We start from the raw sequence: 17,159 nt of genomic DNA, 5'->3' as shown, positions 1-17,159 counted from the left end.
CGGCAGCCGGGGAATACGCTTTTTTGCATCCCCGCCTGGAATTTCGCCATATTCGCCTCAGGCCGCCCGGCGGGCAGCACCCGCGGAACGGCCCTCCGGCCGGGCGCGGAAGCGCCGCAGCAGCTCGATCAGGGTCTCCACCTCGTCCTTCAGGCGGCGGGTTTCCGCCGAAGAGTGCTCGACCATGTCCGAATTCTGCTGGGTGATCGCACCCATGTTGCGGACGGCGAGGCTGACCTCGTTGACGCCGGTCGCCTGATCACGGGCGGCGGCGGCGATATCGGCGACGAAACGGTTGATGATGTCGATGCGGCTGATCATGTCGTTCAGCGCCTCGCCGGTGCTGGAAACGATGCCGACACCCTGATTGACCTGGGTCGAGCTCTGCGAGATCAGGTTCTTGATCTCCTTGGCTGCTTCCACGGTACGCTGGGCGAGCTGGCGGACTTCCTGGGCGACGACGGCAAAACCCTTGCCGGCATCGCCGGCACGGGCCGCCTCGACACCGGCGTTTAGCGCCAGCAGATTGGTCTGGAAGGCGATCTCATCGATGACGCCGATGATCTTGGAGATCCCGGTCGAGGATTTCTCGATGCCGGCCATCGCCGAGACGGCGCTGGTGACGAGCTCGCCGGAGTTCTTCGCCTTCTGCTGTGTCTCGCGCACGGCCTCCGACGCCTTCTCGGCATTGGCGGCCGTCTGGCCGACGCTGACGGACAGCTGCTGCAGCGCGGCCGAGCTCTCCTCGACGCCTGCCGGCTGCTGGGCGGTGCGCAGTGCCAGATCGTTGGTCGCGTTGGAAATGACGTCGGCGCCGGTCTTGATATGGCCGGAGGTCTCGCGCACGGAGGCGAAGGATTGGCGAAGGGCGCTGACGGCGCGATTGTAGTCCTCGGCCATCTGCCAGAAATTGCCCGGCAGGTCGGACGGCAAAGTAGCTTCGAGATCGCCGTTCGACAACGCTTCCAGACCGCGGCGCAGCTGCTCCAGCGCGATCGCCTGGTCGGATTGGGCCTCAGCGCGCTGCTCTTCCAAGGCGCGGTGCTTTGCTTCAAGCACCTCGAGATAGACCGAGATGGAATAATCCATGTCGAGCATGCCTGATTTGACGACCGCCGACAGCTTCTCGGCCAGCAGCTTGCCTTGCTGGCGCGCGAAGAACGAAGGCCACTGCTTTTCCACGATGCCCTTGACGAGTTCGGACATGACGATGGCGTAACCGCCGATAGACCAGCGCGGTTCCAGCCCCATGCGCTCATGCATGCGGCCGACGGTGGTCACGCCGTCGACATAGCTCTCGTCGAACGTGCCGCCAGTAAGATTGACCCAATGATCCTGCTGACGCTTTTTGGCATGGCCCAGTTGGGACTTGTCGGCGACAGCGGGGGTCTTGGCCATCTTGGCGTAGAATTTATCGAGGGCGCCGCCGATCAGCTCTGAGATGACAGGGCGCAGATCCCGCATCGACTTGCGCGCCGTTTCATCCAGCTCGATGAAATCGAGGCGCTGCCTGAGGGCATTGTCGGTCTGCTGGGCGGTCATGGGGATCTCTGTACTTGGCGCGACGCGCGCGGGAGGGGATTTCAGCGCCGCAGGTTTTGGCCAATATGGTTGAGCAATCGTTAAGCCGCGGCGACATTTCTTTTCGGTGGACGCGGAAGAGCAACGGCTTGCGAAGATATTGAGGATCGTCCACTCTGTTCACGTTTTGATCTATAAATCGGCGCTTCTTCTGTTATGCTTGCGGCATGACCGTCCATTCCGAATCGCTCGCCCTTTCCCTTGCCTCGATCAGCCCGGCCATGCTGGCGCTTGTCGGCGGGGGTCTCGCCGTCCTCGTCCTGCTGGTGATCGTGCTTCTGCTGCGCGGCTCCGGCCTTCGCCGCGAGCAGGCGGAGGAAGCGAACTTTCGCGCTGAGGAAAACGAAGCGCGCATGGGCGAGCTTTTGAAGATTCAGGCAGAGATGCAGGGCCGCATCGCGGCGATGACCGAGGTCTTCGGCGCGCGGCAGAGCGAACTCAACCAGACGATCAGCCAACGCCTCGACGGCATGTCGCAGCGAGTCAGCTCGACGATCACCGAGCAGACCAAATCGACGCATGAGAACCTGCAGCGGCTGCAGGAGCGGCTGGCGGTCATCGATGCCGCGCAGAACAATATCCAGACGCTCGCCAAGGATGTCGTCGGGCTGCAGGCCATTCTGTCCAACAAGCAGACGCGCGGCGCCTTCGGCCAGTCGAGAATGGAAACGATCGTCGCCGACGGTCTGCCGATGGGCGCCTACGCCTTCCAGCAGACGCTGTCCAACGGTTCGCGGCCGGACTGCACGATCCGCATGCCGAACGGCGCGCCGCCGCTGGTGATCGACGCAAAATTTCCGCTCGAAGCCTGGAACGCTATCCGAGACGCCGGCAGCCCCGAGGCCGGCAAGATCGCCGGCCAGCAATTCCGCCGCGACATGGAGGTCCATATAAGGGATATTTCCGAGAAATATCTGATCCAGGGGGAAACCCAGGATACGGCCTTTCTCTTCGTGCCGTCCGAATCGATCTTCGCCGAGATCCATGAGCACTTCGAGCCGGTGGTGCAGAAGGCGCACCGTGCGCGCATCGTCATCGTCTCACCGTCGCTGCTGATGCTGTCGATCCAGGTCATCCAGGCCGTGCTCAAGGATCAGCGCATGCGGGCGCAGGCGCATCTGATCCAGGGCGAAGTGGCGATCCTGATGGACGATCTCAGCCGCCTCGACGAGCGGGTGCGCAAGCTGCAGGGCCATTTCGCCATGGCGCAGAAGGATATCGACATGGTGGTCACATCAGCCGACAAGCTCACCAGGCGCGGCGCCAGGATCGAAGCGCTGGAATTCGAGGCCGGCGGCGATGCCAAGCCTGCCCGCGACAGCGAAGCCGCAGCCAAATCGGTGGAGAGCCGCACTGGTCTTCTGAAGCTGCGGGTGGTTGACGAGGAGTGACCGCTTCGGGCAGTGTCGCGCCCGCATGAAACAGTAGGAGCATGATGTCGTCAGCATGCTCCAGAAGACGGGACACATTCATGATCACAGTTTTCGGGTCCATCAACATGGATCTCATCGCCACGACCGAGCGCCTGCCGAAGCCCGGCGAGACGGTGGCCGGCAACGGCTTTGCCACGGCCGCCGGCGGCAAGGGCGCCAACCAGGCGCTGGCAGCGCGCCGCGCCGGCCGGTACGTGCATATGGCCGGCGCCGTCGGCAAGGATGCTTTTGCTGCGGAAGCGCTGGCCCTGCTCGATGATGCAGGCACCGACCTTTCTCTGATCAAACATGTCGACGGTCCAACAGGCACGGCGCTGATCCTCGTCGGCGGCGACGGAGAAAACATGATCGCCGTCGTTCCCGGCGCCAATGGCCAGGTCACGCCTGCCGATGCCGAGACCGCGATCGGCCGCATGGACGAAGGCGATGTCCTGATGCTGCAACTCGAAGTGCCGGCTGCTGCCGTCGAAGGCGCGCTGTCGGCCGCCCGCGCCAAGGGCGTCACCAGCATCCTCAACCTTGCGCCGCTGATCCCCGATGCCCCGCGTCTCGGCCGGCTCGCCGATATCGTCATTGCCAACGAGACCGAGTTCGAGCGGCTCGCCGGACAAGAGGGCATGGACGCCCAAGCGCGGGAGGCAGCCCTTGTGCGTCTGCATGCGGAGACGGGGCAGACGCTGATCGTGACGCTCGGCGCCGACGGTGTCATCGCCATTCGCGACGGGTCGATTTCGAGGGCGCAGGGTCTCAAAATCCAACCTGTCGATACGGTCGGTGCGGGAGACACTTTCTGCGGCTATTTCGCCGCCAGCCTCGACGACGGCCTCGATTTTGTCTCGGCGTTGCGCCGTGCGGCAGTCGCCGGTTCGCTCGCCTGCCTCAAGGCCGGAGCGCAACCGTCGATCCCCTTGAGCGAGGAAGTCGCAGACAGGATATAAATCTTGAAGGATAGACGGCGGCAGCCCCCTCATACGCCTGCCGGCACCGTCTTCTCGAGGGGAGAAGAGATTTGCGGCAACGTCTCGATTCCCCCTTCTCCCCAGCGGGGAGACGGTGGCCCGAAGGGTCGATGAGTGGACTTCCAGCACCGAGTTTGCTCAACAAGTTCCGCTCAGGCTCTTCATCGTCGTTGGCTTGAAGAAAATCAACCAGGCCATGATGCAGATGGGCCAGGGGGCACAGCAGAATGCGGCGATGGTGGAGGAAGCGACCGCTGCGAGCGTCGCACTCAACGACGAGGCACAAACGCTGAAGGCGCTGGCCACGCGTTTCAGCGTCTCGGGTTCGGGCAACGCCGTAGTCCTCGCCTCTGTCGCCCGAAAGATGCGGGCACCGGCGACTTCAGCCCCTTCGCCTCGATCTTTCCGCCCCTCATAATGCAGAAGGCGCCTGGGAGATCAGGCGCCTTTTTGCATTTCGGGAAGGAATTAATGCCGCTCAGGCAGCGTTCGACGTCTGCTCTTCGTTGAGGAAGGCGTAGATCGCCGAGGCGGAATCGGTGGCGCGCAGCTTGGCGACCAGATCGTGATCGCGTAGCACGCGGGCGATACGCGACAGAGCCTTGAGATGATCGGCGCCCGCGCCCTCCGGCGCAAGCAGCAGGAACACGAGATCAACAGGCTGGTCGTCCAGCGCCTCGAAATCGACCGGCTGCTCCAGCCGGGCGAAGATGCCGACGATCGAATGGATGTTTCCCAGCTTGCCGTGGGGAATGGCTATGCCGTTGCCGACTCCGGTCGAGCCCAGGCGTTCGCGCTGCAGGATGACGTCGAAGACCTCCCGTTCGGAAAGCCCGGTGATCCTGGAGGCTCTTGCAGCCAATTCCTGAAGCAACTGTTTCTTGGAATTTACTCTGAGGGCGGGAATGATCGCATCCTGATGGAGCAAATCTGCCAATGCCATTTCTTTTTCCTTCTGTCGCCGGGATCAAATGCAAGGAGCGGCGGCAATACCGCCGCTCACCACCCTGATCTCAGCCTTTGATACTGGCTGAATCGATCCAGCCAATATTTCCGTCGTGCCGACGGTAAACGATGTTCAGATGTTCCTTGCCGGGGCTGCGGAACAGGAGAAGCGGCTCGTCGGTCATGTCGAGCGCCATCACTGCGGTGGCGACCGACATGGTCTTCAGCTGCTTCGTGCTTTCAGCGACGATCGCCGGAGCGAAATCGTCAGCGATTTCATCATCGTGATCAGGAACGGAATCCATAACCGTGTAGGAGACCTCTGCAAAACCATTCAGATGGTTTCCGGCGTGATGGTCCTTCAGCTTGCGCTTGTAACGCCGCAGCCGTTTTTCGATCCGCTGGGAGGCGGCGTCGAAAGCCAATTGCGGGTCGGTCGCCTCGCCGGCCGCATGCAGCACCACCCCGCTGTCGAGATGAAGCTTGCAATCCGCCGAGTAACGAGAACTCGCCTTTTCCACGGTCACCTGGCCGGAATATCCCCCGTCGAAGTATTTCGTGATGGCCATACCAATTTGGTCCTCGATCCTTTGACGGAAAGATTCACCAATTTCCATATGTTTCCCGGATACACGCACACTCATGGAGTTTCCCTTCTTATGGTCGTTTGCGGGTATCAGTTTACGCCAAGCCTCAGGTTCATCCAAGCACTTCGCACAATCTCAAGCAAGATCGGCTTAGGCCTGCGGGTCCTTAGTGCCCTTCTGATGCTGGGGATAACTCCAGACGCCGTTCACGGCATCGATTGCGGCGGGCTTCTAGCCAGAGCTTGCCGAAAAGTCAATAGGGCGCCGAATCACCGTCGGCGGCACTCGGTCAACGTGTGGCGGATACCCAGTCGGGCAAGGCATGCCGCCGATCGCCACCCCATACAGTTTAGGCGTTTCGTGCCTGCGTTGTGCCCCTCCTTGCAGGGATCGTCATGGCGGCGACACCTGCTATGACGCAGACGAGCCCGATCCAGGCCGTCGGGCTCAGCCTTTCGCCGAGAAAAACGATGCCGATCGCAACCCCGATCGGCACTCTGAGATAGGCTTGCGCGGTGGTTCCGACCGAACCCAGCGTCTGGACGAGACGGAAATAGATCACAAAGGCGAGCGCCGTCGAAAAGGCGGAGAGGGCCAGCAGCGCCAGCATCGATGCCGGCGAAGGATCGATTTCCCACGGCCGATCGACGACGAGGCTCATCGGCAAGAGAACAACCGCGCCTGAGATCAACGAGCCGGCCGCCGGCACCGCGGGGTCGAGCCCCTTGAAGTTCTTGCTGAAAATCGCGGCACCTGCATAGCAGATGGTCGCCAGGATGATGGCAAGCTGCGCCATCAGGCTTTCGCCGAGACCGCCGAGCGCTTCGACGCCGATGACGAGGCAGATGCCGGCAAGCCCGGCCATGACGCCAAAAAGCCTTCGCAACGTCACCTGCTCATGGCGGGTGATCAGCACGGTCAGCAGGAAGGTGAAGATCGGCGTTGCCGAATTCAGGATCACCGCCAGTCCGGCATCGACGGACTGTTCCGCCCAGGCGATCAGAGTGAAGGGGACGACGCTGTTCAGACAGGCCTGAACGAAAAACCGCCGCCAGGTGGCGAGATCGCGCGGCAGGCGGACACGCCGGTGGCGCAGGACGGCCAGCAGAATGCCGCCGGCAATCAGCGTGCGAGCGGCGATCAACGTTATCGGCGGGATCGTCTCGACGCCGATCTTGATGAAGCTATAGGAGGAACCCCAAAGGGTCGCCAGCACCAGCAGCAGGAAAAGCTCCCTGGCAAGGTTGGAATTTTGCGGCATCATGGTCGGCATTTCGATATTCGTTGAAGACAATTCACAGGGTTTCGGCGCCGTTTGCATGTCTAAGACGCAGGGCGCTGGAGAGGAATAACGGGATTTGCGGGCCGGATGCTTCGATCGAGGCCGAAGCGTTGCCGCGTTAGAAACCGGCGACCTTGGCGAGCGCCCGCTTCTCGCGGCGGCGCTGGACCGAAGAGGCAATGTTCATCGCCTCCCTGTATTTCGCAACGGTGCGGCGGGCGAGATCGACCCCGCCCTTCTTCAGCATGTCGACGATATCGTCGTCGGAAAGCACCGCCTCCGGGCTCTCCTGCAGGATCAGCGCGCGGATCTTGTGACGCACGGCTTCGGCCGAATGGCTGTCGCCGCCTGCGACGGCGCTGATCGAGACGGTGAAGAAATATTTGAGTTCGAAGAGGCCGCGCGGCGTCAGCATATATTTGTTCGACGTGACCCGGCTGACGGTGGATTCATGCATCTTGATCGCTTCGGCGACCGTCTTCAGGTTCAGCGGGCGCAGATAGTCGACGCCGTGCAGCAGGAAGGCGTCCTGCTGGCGGACGATTTCGCTTGCCACCTTCATGATGGTTTTAGCCCGCTGATCGAGGCTGCGCGTCAGCCAGTTGGCGGTCTGCAGGCAATCGGAGAGGAAGGCGTGATCCTCGCCGTTCTTTGTCACCCGGGAAAAATAAGACTGGTTGACCAGCACTCGCGGCAGCGTATCCGGATTGAGCTCGACCAGCCAGCCGCCATCCGAGGAGGCTCTGACGACCACATCGGGCATGATCGCTTCGGAAATACCCGCCTCGAAACCGCTGCCGGGCTTCGGATTGAGCTGGCGGATCTCGCCGAGCATGTCGAGAAGATCTTCCTCGTCGACGCCGCAAAGCCGCTTCAGCGTGGCAAAATCGCGCCGGGCAAGCAGTTCGAGATTTTCGACCAGAGCCTGCATGGCCGGGTCATATCGGTCCTTCTGCTTCAGCTGGATCGCCAGGCATTCGGCGAGGCTGCGGGCGAAAACACCCGGCGGATCGAGGCTCTGGAGGGTGGCGAGCACGCGCTCTGCCTGTGCGAGGCTCGTGCCCAGCCTCTCGCCCGCCTCGACGATATCGGCCTGCAGATAACCGCAGTCGTCGAGCTGGTCGACGAAATTCTGCGCGATCAGCCGGTCGGCCATGTCGGGCAGGACGAAGGGGATCTGCTGGGCGAGATGATCGCGCAGCGACACCTGGCCGGCGACGAAATCGTCGAGATCGTAGTCGGCGCCCTCGCCGCTGCCCGGCATCGACTTCCACTGGCTGACGAGCTCCGGCGCATCGAGGCGCTGCGGGGCACCGTCGTCAGGAAAGACATTGGTGTAATTGGCGTCGAGCTCGTCGTTCAGCCGGCTGGTGCTGGCGCTGCCGCCATTGTCATACCAGTCGCTGGAGAGCGCCTCGGTGCGGTTATCGTAACCGTCGTCCGACCCGGCATCCTCCGGCTGATGAGCATACTCTCCATCTTCGGCTTCGCCGCGTTCGCCGCCCGCCTCGCCGTCATTCGACGGAAATTCGAGCAGCGGGTTCTTCTCCACTTCCAGGGCGATGAACTGGTTGAGTTCGAAATGCGTCATCTGCAGCAACTGGATGGATTGCATCAGTTGCGGCGTCATCACCAAAGACTGAGTCTGGCGCAGGAAAAGATTGGCGGACAGTGCCATGACGGACGCAAAACTCCCCTCGATTCCTCCGGGAAACCGCGTCCGATCAAGGCTTCAGGCCACGGAAATCCAAGTTGGCCCAAAAATTGCTTTTTTATTGTATTTGGTCAAGCGGAACTATGCCGGCATAGTGAATTTCTGCCGATCCGGCCTAAAATCATCCGGATCTGACGTCAGAGGCTGAAATTGTCGCCGAGGTAGAGCCGGCGCACTTCCGGATTGTTGACGATGTCGTTCGCCCGGCCATGGGTCAGTACCTCACCGGCATGGATGATGTAGGCGCGGTCGATGAGACCCAGCGTCTCGCGGACATTGTGGTCGGTGATGAGAACGCCGATGCCGCGTGCCGTCAGGTGGTGAACGAGATTCTGGATGTCGGCGACCGAGATCGGGTCGACGCCGGCGAAGGGTTCGTCGAGCAGCATGAAGGTCGGGTCGGTCGCAAGCGCACGGGCGATTTCGAGGCGGCGGCGCTCACCGCCGGAAAGGGCGACGGCGGCACTCTTGCGCAGCTTCTGGATATGGAATTCCTCCAGCAGCTCGTTCAGCTTCTGCTCGCGCTCGGCCTTGTCCTTGACATGCACTTCGAGGACGGCGCGGATATTCTCTTCCACCGTCAACCCTCGGAAGATCGAGGCTTCCTGCGGCAGGTAACCGACGCCGAGGCGCGATCGGCGGTACATCGGCATGGTCGTGACGTCGTTGCCGTCGATCTCGATCGTGCCTTCATCGACCGGCACCAGGCCGGTGATCATGTAAAAACAGGTGGTCTTGCCGGCGCCGTTCGGGCCGAGCAGGCCGACGGCCTCGCCGCGGCGCACCACCAGCGAGACGCCGTTGACGACGCGCCGCGTCGCATAGGTCTTCGTCAGACCGCGTGCGATCAGCGTTCCCTGATAGCGGCTCTTGTCGGCGGCGCCCGCAGCTTGTGGCCCGGGCTTGCCGAACATGGTGGATAGCGATGTTAATTTCACGTGGGAGGCCGGCTTCTCAGTTCTGCTTCTGCTGCGGTGTATTCGGCTTCGACTTCGGATCGAGCTGAATCTGGACACGCCCGCCGCAGCTTTCAAGCTCCGCCTGGCCGGTCTGCATGTGAACCGTCAGCTTGCAGCCGGTAAAAACATTCGGCCCGTCCGACAGAATAACTTTTTTTCCCTCATCCGCGGTGAGGATGAATGTCTGCGAGGCCATGTCGAAATTGCCGTCATCGGCGGTCGCCGTCTGCGTGCCCGAGGTCAAAAAGACCTTGTCCGTCACCAGGATCTTGTCGATATCGGCACTCCCCGATGCAAGCGAGGCAGACTGCTGCGGCTGCGCTGCGGGTTGGGCCGCCGGTTGCGTCCCGTCAGTGGCCGGCTTTGCCGCCTTGTCCTTGTAATAGACGGTCATCTTGCCGGACTGCATCGTCGTCGCCCCCTGGACGACCTTGACGTTGCCGGTAAAGAGAGCGGTGTGTTCCTGGTCGTGGATCTCCAGCTTGTCGCTTTCGATCTGGATCGGCTGGTCGTTGGACAGCTTCATGCCCGGCATCGTGGCCGTCGCCTGCTGCGCGCCCGCGCCCGAGGCCGTCAGAATAAGGGCAAATGCGCCGGCAATGAATGCCATGCCTGTCTTGCAAGTGGAAAAGCGACAATCTTTTGTCATGGATGACCCGGCTGGTTAAGTGCCCTGTTTATGGATGGTGGATGGATCGACATTCATGCGAACATTCCCCTCGAATGTGATCACCCGCCCCTTATCGGTTATCTGAAGCGTCTTCGCAACAATGGAGGCATTGTCCTTGGTGATGGTGACGGGGTCGTCGCTCCGCATGTTTCCGCCCTTGATGTCGAGCTGTGCCGACTGGAAATTCGCATTGAGGCCGCTGCTCAGCACCAGGGTGAAGGGGGCCGTCATATGCAGATTGTCGGTGGCACGATTGTAATCGGCGGTCGAGGCGACGACACGGGCGATCAGGCCGTCATTCATCGGCACGGCGGCCTTGATGGTCTCGAGCGTGATGAGATCGGGATTGCGGATATCCTGCAGCGCCCTTTCGGCCAGCATCGAATAATTGATGCCGTCGGAATTGCGACCTGATATCGCCGGCTTTTCCATCACGACCTTGCCGTTCTCGATCTTGGCGCCTTCCATCTTGATGTTTTCGGGCAGATAGATGCTGACTAACGCCACCGCGGTGAGGCTCGCCGCGACGATGAGGGCCGCCACCGGCAGCAATATCTTCAGCCGCCGCACGCGGGCGGAATGGAACAACGCATCGCCATAGGCATTCTTGCCGGACCCTGAATAGGCGGCATGTCCGTTGTTCTTCAGGGTATCGAGCATAGGCCTCGTCCATGTGCGGTGATCGCCGCGCCTTCATAACAAAGCCGGCCGCCAATCACAGTTCGTTTCGCATTATTACATTGGCTTGCCAATATGGAATTTTTTCTGCAACAAGCAACAAAACGGAAAAACATTCAAAAGTGGCATTCGTACGGGCCGCTGCCACCCTATTTCACCGGATCGATCGGCGGCATGCCGAAGCTGGTGCCAGCGCTGGAGGTTTCTATGGACAGTTCGATCATCGCCGATCGCCGGCGGCTGCGTCGTAAGCTCGGCTTCTGGCGCGTCATCGCGGTGGCCCTCATCGTGGCACTTGGTTTCGCCTTCTACCGCTTTGCCCTCGGCGATGCCGGGACGGAGCGCCCGCACATCGCCCATGTGACGATATCCGGGCTGATCGTCGATGACGACGAGCTTCTGGAGCGGCTGAAGAAGGTCGAGATCAGCGATCAGGTGAAGGCAGTGGTGATTTCGATCTCCTCGCCCGGCGGCACGACCTATGGCGGCGAAAAAATCTTCAAGGCGATCCGTGCAATCTCTGCCAAGAAGCCTGTCGTCTCCGACGTGCGCACGCTTGCCGCCTCCGCCGGCTACATGATCGCCACCGCCGGCGATACGATCATTGCCGGCGACAGCTCGATCACCGGCTCGATCGGCGTCATCTTCCAGTATCCGCAGATCCAGCCGCTGCTCGACAAGATCGGCGTCTCGCTGCAGGAAATCAAGTCCTCGCCGCTGAAGGCCGAGCCCTCGCCCTTCCACGAGGCAAGCGAGGAAGCCAAGGCGATGATCCGCAACATGGTGGTCGACAGCTATAACTGGTTCGTCGACCTGGTCGCCGACCGGCGCAAGCTGCCGCGCGACGAGGTGCTGAAACTGGCCGACGGCACGATCTATACCGGCCGCCAGGCGCTGAAGGTGAAACTTGTCGATGCAATCGGCGGCGAGGCTGAGATCCGCGCCTATCTGACGTCACGCGGCGTCGACAGTGATCTGCCCATGGTGGACTGGGACAAGAAGAGCAATACGCCCTTTCTGCTCGCTGGGGCTGTTTCTCGGTTGATTACGATCTTCGGTTATGATGATCTCATGAAAACCCAGGATATCAATGGAATCCTGCCCCCAAAGTTGCTTCTTGACGGGCTGCTTTCAGTTTGGCAGGTTGGCCACGATTGATAAGAAATCAATAATTTAAGGGGGCGAAAGTGATCAAGTCTGAATTGGTGCAGATTGTTGCGGCACGCAACCCGCATCTCTATCATCGCGACGTCGAGAATATCGTCAACGCGGTTCTCGACGAGATCACGGATGCACTGGCTGCGGGTAACCGAGTCGAATTGCGCGGGTTTGGCGCCTTTTCGGTCAAGAACCGCCCGTCGCGCTCCGGCCGCAACCCGCGGACCGGCGATACCGTCTTCGTCGAGGAGAAGTGGGTTCCCTTCTTCAAGACCGGCAAGGAGCTGCGCGAGCGGCTCAATCCCGGCCAGGCCGACGAAGAGGATTGAACCGTCGCTGCCTGCGGCGAAACCGCACTTGAACTCGAGGGCCGTTTTCCTATTCTGGTAACGCATCGTGCTTTGCGTGTCCTATCAAGGACACATAGCGCTGCAAGCATGAAACGCGCCCCTCAAAAAGACCGGCGCAATCTGCCGCGTGGAGACCTCAAATGGCCAAGAAGATCGTCAACCTGTTGATTCTGCTGCCGCTCGGCGTCATCCTCATCGTCTTCTGCGTCGCCAACCGGCAGAGCGTCACGCTCGCCTTCAATCCGTTCCGGCCTGATGATCAGGTGCTGGCGGTTTCTGCGCCCTTCTTCGTCTTCCTGGTCGTCGTGCTGATCGCCGGCATGCTGATCGGGGCGGCCGCGACCTGGTTCAGCCAGGGCAAACACCGCAGGCGCGCCCGCACCGAGGCCAAGGAAGCCATCCGCTGGCAAAGCGAGGCCGACCGCCACAAGAACCGCGCCGAGGAAATCGCCGGGCAGCTGCCGGCGCGGTAAAACCGGTCAATATTCGATTGGCTCGGATTCGGCGGCCGGCTTTCGGCGGCTGTCAAGCCGGAAAAAAGCTCAGTTCCTCGTAGTCGCCCTCCGGCGAGGTGCCGTTGCCGGTCACGTGGAAACCGTGGGAAAGGTAGAACGCCTTTGCCCGCCGGTTCTTCACCAGGCATTTCAGCCGGTACCGGTGTTGCGGCCATTCCGGCAGCGCCTGCAGCAGCGCCTTACCGGCACCCTGGCCCTGAAATTCAGGGCTGATATAGAGCATGTGGATGAAATCATCGGCTGGCCAGAGCGACAGGAAGCCGGCAACGCGGCCGTTTTCATGCGCGCAGACGAAGACCGTCTCGCCATTGGTATGGGCAGCGAAATCCTCGCGATGGAATTTGCCGGGATCGACCCAGACGAATGTTTCGCGGCGTACGGAAAGATAAATCTCCGCGAGTATTTCCTGGTCTTCCGCCCGCGGCGGCCTGATGGTCCACGTCATCATGCCGATTTAAACAAACCCTGCGCCCGCGCCAAGCCTAACCCGCTGCCATCTTCGCGACGACCGCGGCATTGAAATCCGAAAAGAACCCTTCGGCGAGCTTTTGCGAGGTCGAATCGAGCAGGCGGGCACCCAGCTGGGCGAGCCTGCCGCCGAGTTCGGCCTTCGACCGGTAGTGCAGGATGGTCTCGGCACCCCTTTCCTCAAGCACGATATCGGCGCTGCCCCTGGCGAAGCCGGCAAGGCCGCCCTTGCCTTCGGCCGACAGCGTATAGCTCTTCGGCGCATCGACGTTGGAAAGCGTCAGCAGCCCGTGGAAGGTGGCGGACAACAGGCTGAACTTGACCTTGATCGTCGCCTCGAAGACATCAGGCGACAGCCGCTCGATGCTCTGGCAACCCGGAATGCAGCCGCGCATGATCTCGGGATCGTTGAGTGCTGCCCAGACGATGTCCCGCGGCGCGGCGATGCGTTCTTCGCCGGTGAAATCCATTCGATGGCCCCATCTTCGATTCGCTCATCTTATCCCAGCGCGAAAGCGCTTTGCCAAGGCAGGACGGAATGTTATCTGCCGGGTTCCGATCTGACACACATCTGACACACAAGGGATGGGCCGATGAACGACGAACTGAAGCCCTGGAGCGTGACGGCAAGCCGGATCACCTATGAGGATCGCTGGATCCGGGTCCGGAGCGACGATTGCGTCACCGCCGATGGAACCGTCGTCGCGCCATTCCATGTGCTCGATTATCCCGACTGGATCAACGTCATCCCTGTGATGCCTGACGGGCGCGTGCTGTTGACGCGGGAATACCGGCACGGCCGCGGCGAGATTGTGCTCGGTCTGGTCGCCGGCAGCCTCGAACCCGGCGACAGCGAGACCGGCGATGCGGCGATGGCGGCGGCCCGGCGCGAGCTCCGGGAGGAGACCGGCTATGAAGCTTCGACCTTCGTCAAGCTGCTCACCTCCTACCCAAATGCCGCCAGCCACAGCAACGTGGTGACGAGCTGGCTGGCGCTGGGTCTCAGCCGGGCCGGCGAACCATCTTTCGACCCCGGAGAGAAGGTCGAGCTGCTGTTTACGGATCTAGCTGCCATCCTTGGCGACCTGCAGTCCGGCGCCGTCATCATGCAGTCGATGCATGTCGCGGCCCTCTATGCGGTGGAAAGCTGGCTTCGCACACAGGCCTCCGAAGGCGTAAAATAGGCGCCGCGCCGGGAGAACCCTCTCCGCTTGCCCGGGCTTGGCCGGCAGCGCAGTTGATCCGCCCGGCTTTTCTGGGCTACTGCATATTCAAAGTGCCGCAATGTGCTTTGCGCGTTTCAAAAGACGCGCGGCGCTGCAGCGGACAAAGCCGATACCACACCCCGACAGAGACGCGGAAGAGCACGTTGAAACAGAGAGAAGGCCGGCCGGGCCAGAAGAAAACATCAGGTCCTTCCGGTGAAAATCGCAGGGACGATCGGGCAGGCCGGCCGCCGAAGCCGGTCGCGCAGCCCGCGGCAACCCGCGAGGCGGTGCGCGAGGCTGCTGTGCCTGCCGCCGTCGTGCGTCCTCTGATGACACGCAGCGGCGAGCGGCCGACTGAGCGCGTGCCCGTCATTCTCGAATCGCTCGGGGCCGGCGACTTCCACCTGATCGACAGCGGCAACGGCGAAAAGCTCGAGCAATACGGCCCCTATCGCATCATCCGTCCGGAAGCCCAGGCGCTGTGGCGGCCTTCGCTGGCGCCCCAAGTCTGGGAAAAGGTCGATGCCGCCTTCACCGGCGATACCGACGAGGAAGGCGCCGGCCGCTGGCGCTTTCCGAAGGAGGCGCTCGGCGAGACCTGGCCGCTCAATCTGCTCGGTGTCGATTTTCTCGGCCGCTTCACCTCCTTCCGTCATGTCGGCGTCTTCCCGGAGCAGATCGTCCACTGGAGCTGGATGAAAGAGCAGGTCGAAAAGGCCGGCCGGCCGCTGAAGGTGCTGAACCTCTTCGGTTATACCGGCGTCGCCTCGCTGGTTGCCGCCGCAGCTGGCGCCGAGGTCACCCATGTCGACGCCTCGAAGAAGGCGATCGGCTGGGCAAGGGAAAACCAGGCGCTCGGGCGCATGGAGAAGTTGCCGATCCGCTGGATCTGCGAGGATGCGATGAAATTCATCCTGCGCGAGGAACGCCGCGGCAGCCAATACGATATCATCCTCACCGATCCGCCGAAATTCGGCCGCGGCCCCAATGGCGAAGTCTGGCATCTCTTCGAGCATCTGCCTCTGATGCTCGACGTCTGCCGCGAGATCCTGTCGCCGAAGGCCGTGGGCCTGGTGCTGACGGCCTATTCGATCCGCGCCAGCTTCTATTCGATCCATGAGCTGATGCGCGAGACGATGCGTGGCGCCGGCGGCGTGGTCGAATCCGGCGAGTTGGTGATCCGCGAGGCCGGCACCGACGGCAAGACGCAGGGCCGCGCGCTCTCCACCTCCCTCTTTTCCCGCTGGGTGCCGAAATGAGCAAGGACTTCCACGATCAGGGACCGCGCAGGGTCGGGCAGGTGAAGGAAGTCACTTCGCTCGCCAATCCGATCATCAAGGACATCAAGGCGCTGACGAACAAGAAGTCGCGCGAGGAAAGCGGTACTTTCCTGGCCGAAGGACTGAAACTCATCATCGATGCGATCGAACTCGGCTGGGCGATCCGCACGCTGGTCTATGCCAAGGCCGCCAAGGGCAAGCCGCTGGTCGAGCAGATGGCGGCAAAGACCGTCGCGTCGGGCGGGCTGGTGCTTGAGGTCAGCGAAAAGGTGATCGCCTCGATCACCCGCCGCGACAACCCGCAGATGGTGGTCGGCATCTTCGAGCAGCGCTGGACGCCGCTCAAAGGTATCCGACTGAGCGACGGCGAGACATGGGTGGCGCTCGACCGGGTGCGCGACCCCGGCAATCTCGGCACCATCATCCGCACGGCCGATGCGGCGGGGGCTTCCGGCATCATACTTCTCGGAGAAACGACTGATCCTTTCTCGCTCGAAACCGTGCGGGCCACCATGGGCTCGGTCTTTGCCGTTCCGGTCGCGCGGGCGACGCCCGAGGAATTCATCGCCTGGCGGAAATCGGCCGGCGTTTCCGTCGTCGCGACGCATCTTGCCGGCGCGGTCGATTACCGGACGATCGACTACCGGAAAAAGCCCGTCGTGCTCCTGATGGGCAACGAACAATCCGGCCTGCCGGAGCAGCTGGCCAGGGAGGCCGACGCGCTTGCCCGCATTCCGCAGCAGGGCCGCGCCGATTCGCTGAACCTCGCCGTCGCCACCGCCGTCATGCTTTTCGAGGCACGCCGCCATCTCCTCTCACTTGCCGAGGGCAAATGACCGAACAGACGCATGCACGCCCGGCGCTGTTTTCGCGCCCGGCGCCGATCCTCTTCTTCATCGTCGTCGCCGTTCTCATCGACCAGGCCGTCAAGATCGCCGTTGATCATTACCTGCCGCTACAGGAGGCCGTACCCGTCGTTCCGATGCTGGCGCTCTACCGCACCTACAATCTCGGCGTCGCCTTTTCGATGCTGTCGGGCATGGACGGCTGGTTCATCGTCGGCATGCGGCTCATCATCGTCGCCTTCGTCATCTGGCTGTGGTACCGCACGGCGAAGGATCGCTGGATCGCCCATCTCGGTTATGCGCTGATCATCGCCGGCGCGATCGGCAATCTCGTCGACCGCTTCGCTTATGGGCATGTGATCGATTACATTCTATTCTACACCGAGAGCTGGTCCTTCGCGGTCTTCAATCTCGCCGACAGTTTCATCACCATCGGGGCCGGCTGCGTCATTCTCGACGAGCTGCTGCTGCCGAAAAAGGCCAGCCGCTAAAATCTTATCGAAATCCTGAAGGCATTCGGAACGGGC

General features: G+C 61.9%; 19 protein-coding genes and 1 pseudogene. 10 read left to right on the top strand and 10 right to left on the bottom strand.

Annotated features, from left to right (window positions below; all coding sequences use genetic code 11):
• Positions 1–57 precede the first annotated feature (57 nt).
• A complete protein-coding gene (locus tag AC25BC_RS00355) occupies positions 58–1,542 on the bottom strand; it encodes a globin-coupled sensor protein (protein ID WP_128438512.1) in 1,485 nt (494 codons plus the stop codon).
• A 206-nt stretch (positions 1,543–1,748) separates the two neighbouring features.
• On the opposite strand from AC25BC_RS00355, the gene AC25BC_RS00350 reads away from it, so the two are divergent.
• From AC25BC_RS00350 to AC25BC_RS00340, 3 genes and pseudogenes are all read left to right on the top strand, one after another.
• Positions 1,749–2,972, top strand: coding sequence for a DNA recombination protein RmuC (locus AC25BC_RS00350; protein WP_012755811.1), 1,224 nt, complete (start codon positions 1,749–1,751; stop codon positions 2,970–2,972).
• An 80-nt stretch (positions 2,973–3,052) separates the two neighbouring features.
• Complete coding sequence (locus AC25BC_RS00345; protein WP_012755810.1) at positions 3,053–3,952, top strand: ribokinase; 900 nt, start codon at positions 3,053–3,055, stop codon at positions 3,950–3,952.
• Positions 3,953–4,142: 190 nt separating this feature from the next.
• Positions 4,143–4,391 (top strand): annotated as a pseudogene (locus tag AC25BC_RS00340) (methyl-accepting chemotaxis protein); the annotation flags it as partial.
• A 60-nt stretch (positions 4,392–4,451) separates the two neighbouring features.
• Here AC25BC_RS00340 and ptsN read toward each other — a convergent pair.
• The 7 genes from ptsN to lptC form a co-directional block, all read right to left on the bottom strand.
• Positions 4,452–4,916, bottom strand: coding sequence for a PTS IIA-like nitrogen regulatory protein PtsN (gene ptsN, locus AC25BC_RS00335; protein WP_128438511.1), 465 nt, complete (start codon positions 4,914–4,916; stop codon positions 4,452–4,454).
• A gap of 70 nt (positions 4,917–4,986) precedes the next feature.
• Entirely contained in the window at positions 4,987–5,562 is a 576-nt protein-coding gene (gene hpf / locus AC25BC_RS00330; protein WP_012755807.1) for a ribosome hibernation-promoting factor, HPF/YfiA family, read from the bottom strand.
• 292 nt (positions 5,563–5,854) lie between these two features.
• A complete protein-coding gene (locus AC25BC_RS00325; protein WP_128438510.1) occupies positions 5,855–6,778 on the bottom strand; it encodes a DMT family transporter in 924 nt (307 codons plus the stop codon).
• Between the two features lie 127 nt (positions 6,779–6,905).
• Positions 6,906–8,465 carry an RNA polymerase factor sigma-54 gene (gene rpoN / locus AC25BC_RS00320; RefSeq protein WP_012755805.1) on the bottom strand — a complete coding sequence of 520 codons (1,560 nt, stop codon included), beginning with the start codon at positions 8,463–8,465 and terminating at the stop codon, positions 6,906–6,908.
• Positions 8,466–8,638: 173 nt separating this feature from the next.
• The gene (lptB, locus tag AC25BC_RS00315) at positions 8,639–9,415 is read right to left on the bottom strand and encodes an LPS export ABC transporter ATP-binding protein (protein ID WP_003556077.1); all 777 of its coding nucleotides are present in this window, start codon (positions 9,413–9,415) and stop codon (positions 8,639–8,641) included.
• A 40-nt stretch (positions 9,416–9,455) separates the two neighbouring features.
• A complete protein-coding gene (locus tag AC25BC_RS00310; RefSeq protein ID WP_041935452.1) occupies positions 9,456–10,109 on the bottom strand; it encodes an LptA/OstA family protein in 654 nt (217 codons plus the stop codon).
• A 15-nt stretch (positions 10,110–10,124) separates the two neighbouring features.
• On the bottom strand, positions 10,125–10,790 hold the full coding sequence (gene lptC / locus AC25BC_RS00305; RefSeq protein WP_012755803.1) for an LPS export ABC transporter periplasmic protein LptC: 666 nt from the start codon (positions 10,788–10,790) through the stop codon (positions 10,125–10,127).
• 225 nt (positions 10,791–11,015) lie between these two features.
• Between lptC and sppA the strand changes: the two genes are divergently transcribed.
• The 3 genes from sppA to AC25BC_RS00290 all read left to right on the top strand — a co-directional run bounded on the left by sppA (position 11,016) and on the right by AC25BC_RS00290 (position 12,789).
• On the top strand, positions 11,016–11,966 hold the full coding sequence (gene sppA / locus AC25BC_RS00300; RefSeq protein ID WP_012755802.1) for a signal peptide peptidase SppA: 951 nt from the start codon (positions 11,016–11,018) through the stop codon (positions 11,964–11,966).
• 29 nt (positions 11,967–11,995) lie between these two features.
• Positions 11,996–12,295 (top strand): integration host factor subunit beta, encoded by a 300-nt coding sequence (locus AC25BC_RS00295; protein WP_003544934.1) that lies wholly within the window; start codon positions 11,996–11,998, stop codon positions 12,293–12,295.
• A 161-nt stretch (positions 12,296–12,456) separates the two neighbouring features.
• Positions 12,457–12,789 (top strand): lipopolysaccharide assembly protein LapA domain-containing protein, encoded by a 333-nt coding sequence (locus AC25BC_RS00290; RefSeq protein WP_012755801.1) that lies wholly within the window; start codon positions 12,457–12,459, stop codon positions 12,787–12,789.
• Between the two features lie 52 nt (positions 12,790–12,841).
• Here the strand turns inward: AC25BC_RS00290 and AC25BC_RS00285 are convergent, their stop codons facing one another.
• On the bottom strand, positions 12,842–13,276 hold the full coding sequence (locus AC25BC_RS00285) for a GNAT family N-acetyltransferase (protein ID WP_026157554.1): 435 nt from the start codon (positions 13,274–13,276) through the stop codon (positions 12,842–12,844).
• Between the two features lie 37 nt (positions 13,277–13,313).
• Complete coding sequence (locus AC25BC_RS00280) at positions 13,314–13,769, bottom strand: SRPBCC family protein (RefSeq protein ID WP_012755799.1); 456 nt, start codon at positions 13,767–13,769, stop codon at positions 13,314–13,316.
• Between the two features lie 123 nt (positions 13,770–13,892).
• Between AC25BC_RS00280 and AC25BC_RS00275 the strand changes: the two genes are divergently transcribed.
• From AC25BC_RS00275 to lspA, 4 genes are all read left to right on the top strand, one after another.
• Entirely contained in the window at positions 13,893–14,483 is a 591-nt protein-coding gene (locus tag AC25BC_RS00275) for an NUDIX hydrolase (RefSeq protein WP_128438509.1), read from the top strand.
• A gap of 185 nt (positions 14,484–14,668) precedes the next feature.
• Positions 14,669–15,766 carry a class I SAM-dependent methyltransferase gene (locus tag AC25BC_RS00270; RefSeq protein WP_012755797.1) on the top strand — a complete coding sequence of 366 codons (1,098 nt, stop codon included), beginning with the start codon at positions 14,669–14,671 and terminating at the stop codon, positions 15,764–15,766.
• The gene (locus AC25BC_RS00265) at positions 15,763–16,623 is read left to right on the top strand and encodes a TrmH family RNA methyltransferase (protein WP_012755796.1); all 861 of its coding nucleotides are present in this window, start codon (positions 15,763–15,765) and stop codon (positions 16,621–16,623) included. The genes AC25BC_RS00270 and AC25BC_RS00265 overlap by 4 nt, the downstream gene beginning before the upstream one ends.
• On the top strand, positions 16,620–17,123 hold the full coding sequence (gene lspA / locus AC25BC_RS00260) for a signal peptidase II (protein WP_012755795.1): 504 nt from the start codon (positions 16,620–16,622) through the stop codon (positions 17,121–17,123). Before AC25BC_RS00265 ends, lspA begins: the two co-directional genes overlap by 4 nt.
• Positions 17,124–17,159 lie beyond the last annotated feature (36 nt).

The organism is Rhizobium sp. WSM409, from assembly GCF_057653825.1.
This window is presented reverse-complemented; position numbering and strand designations above follow the sequence as displayed.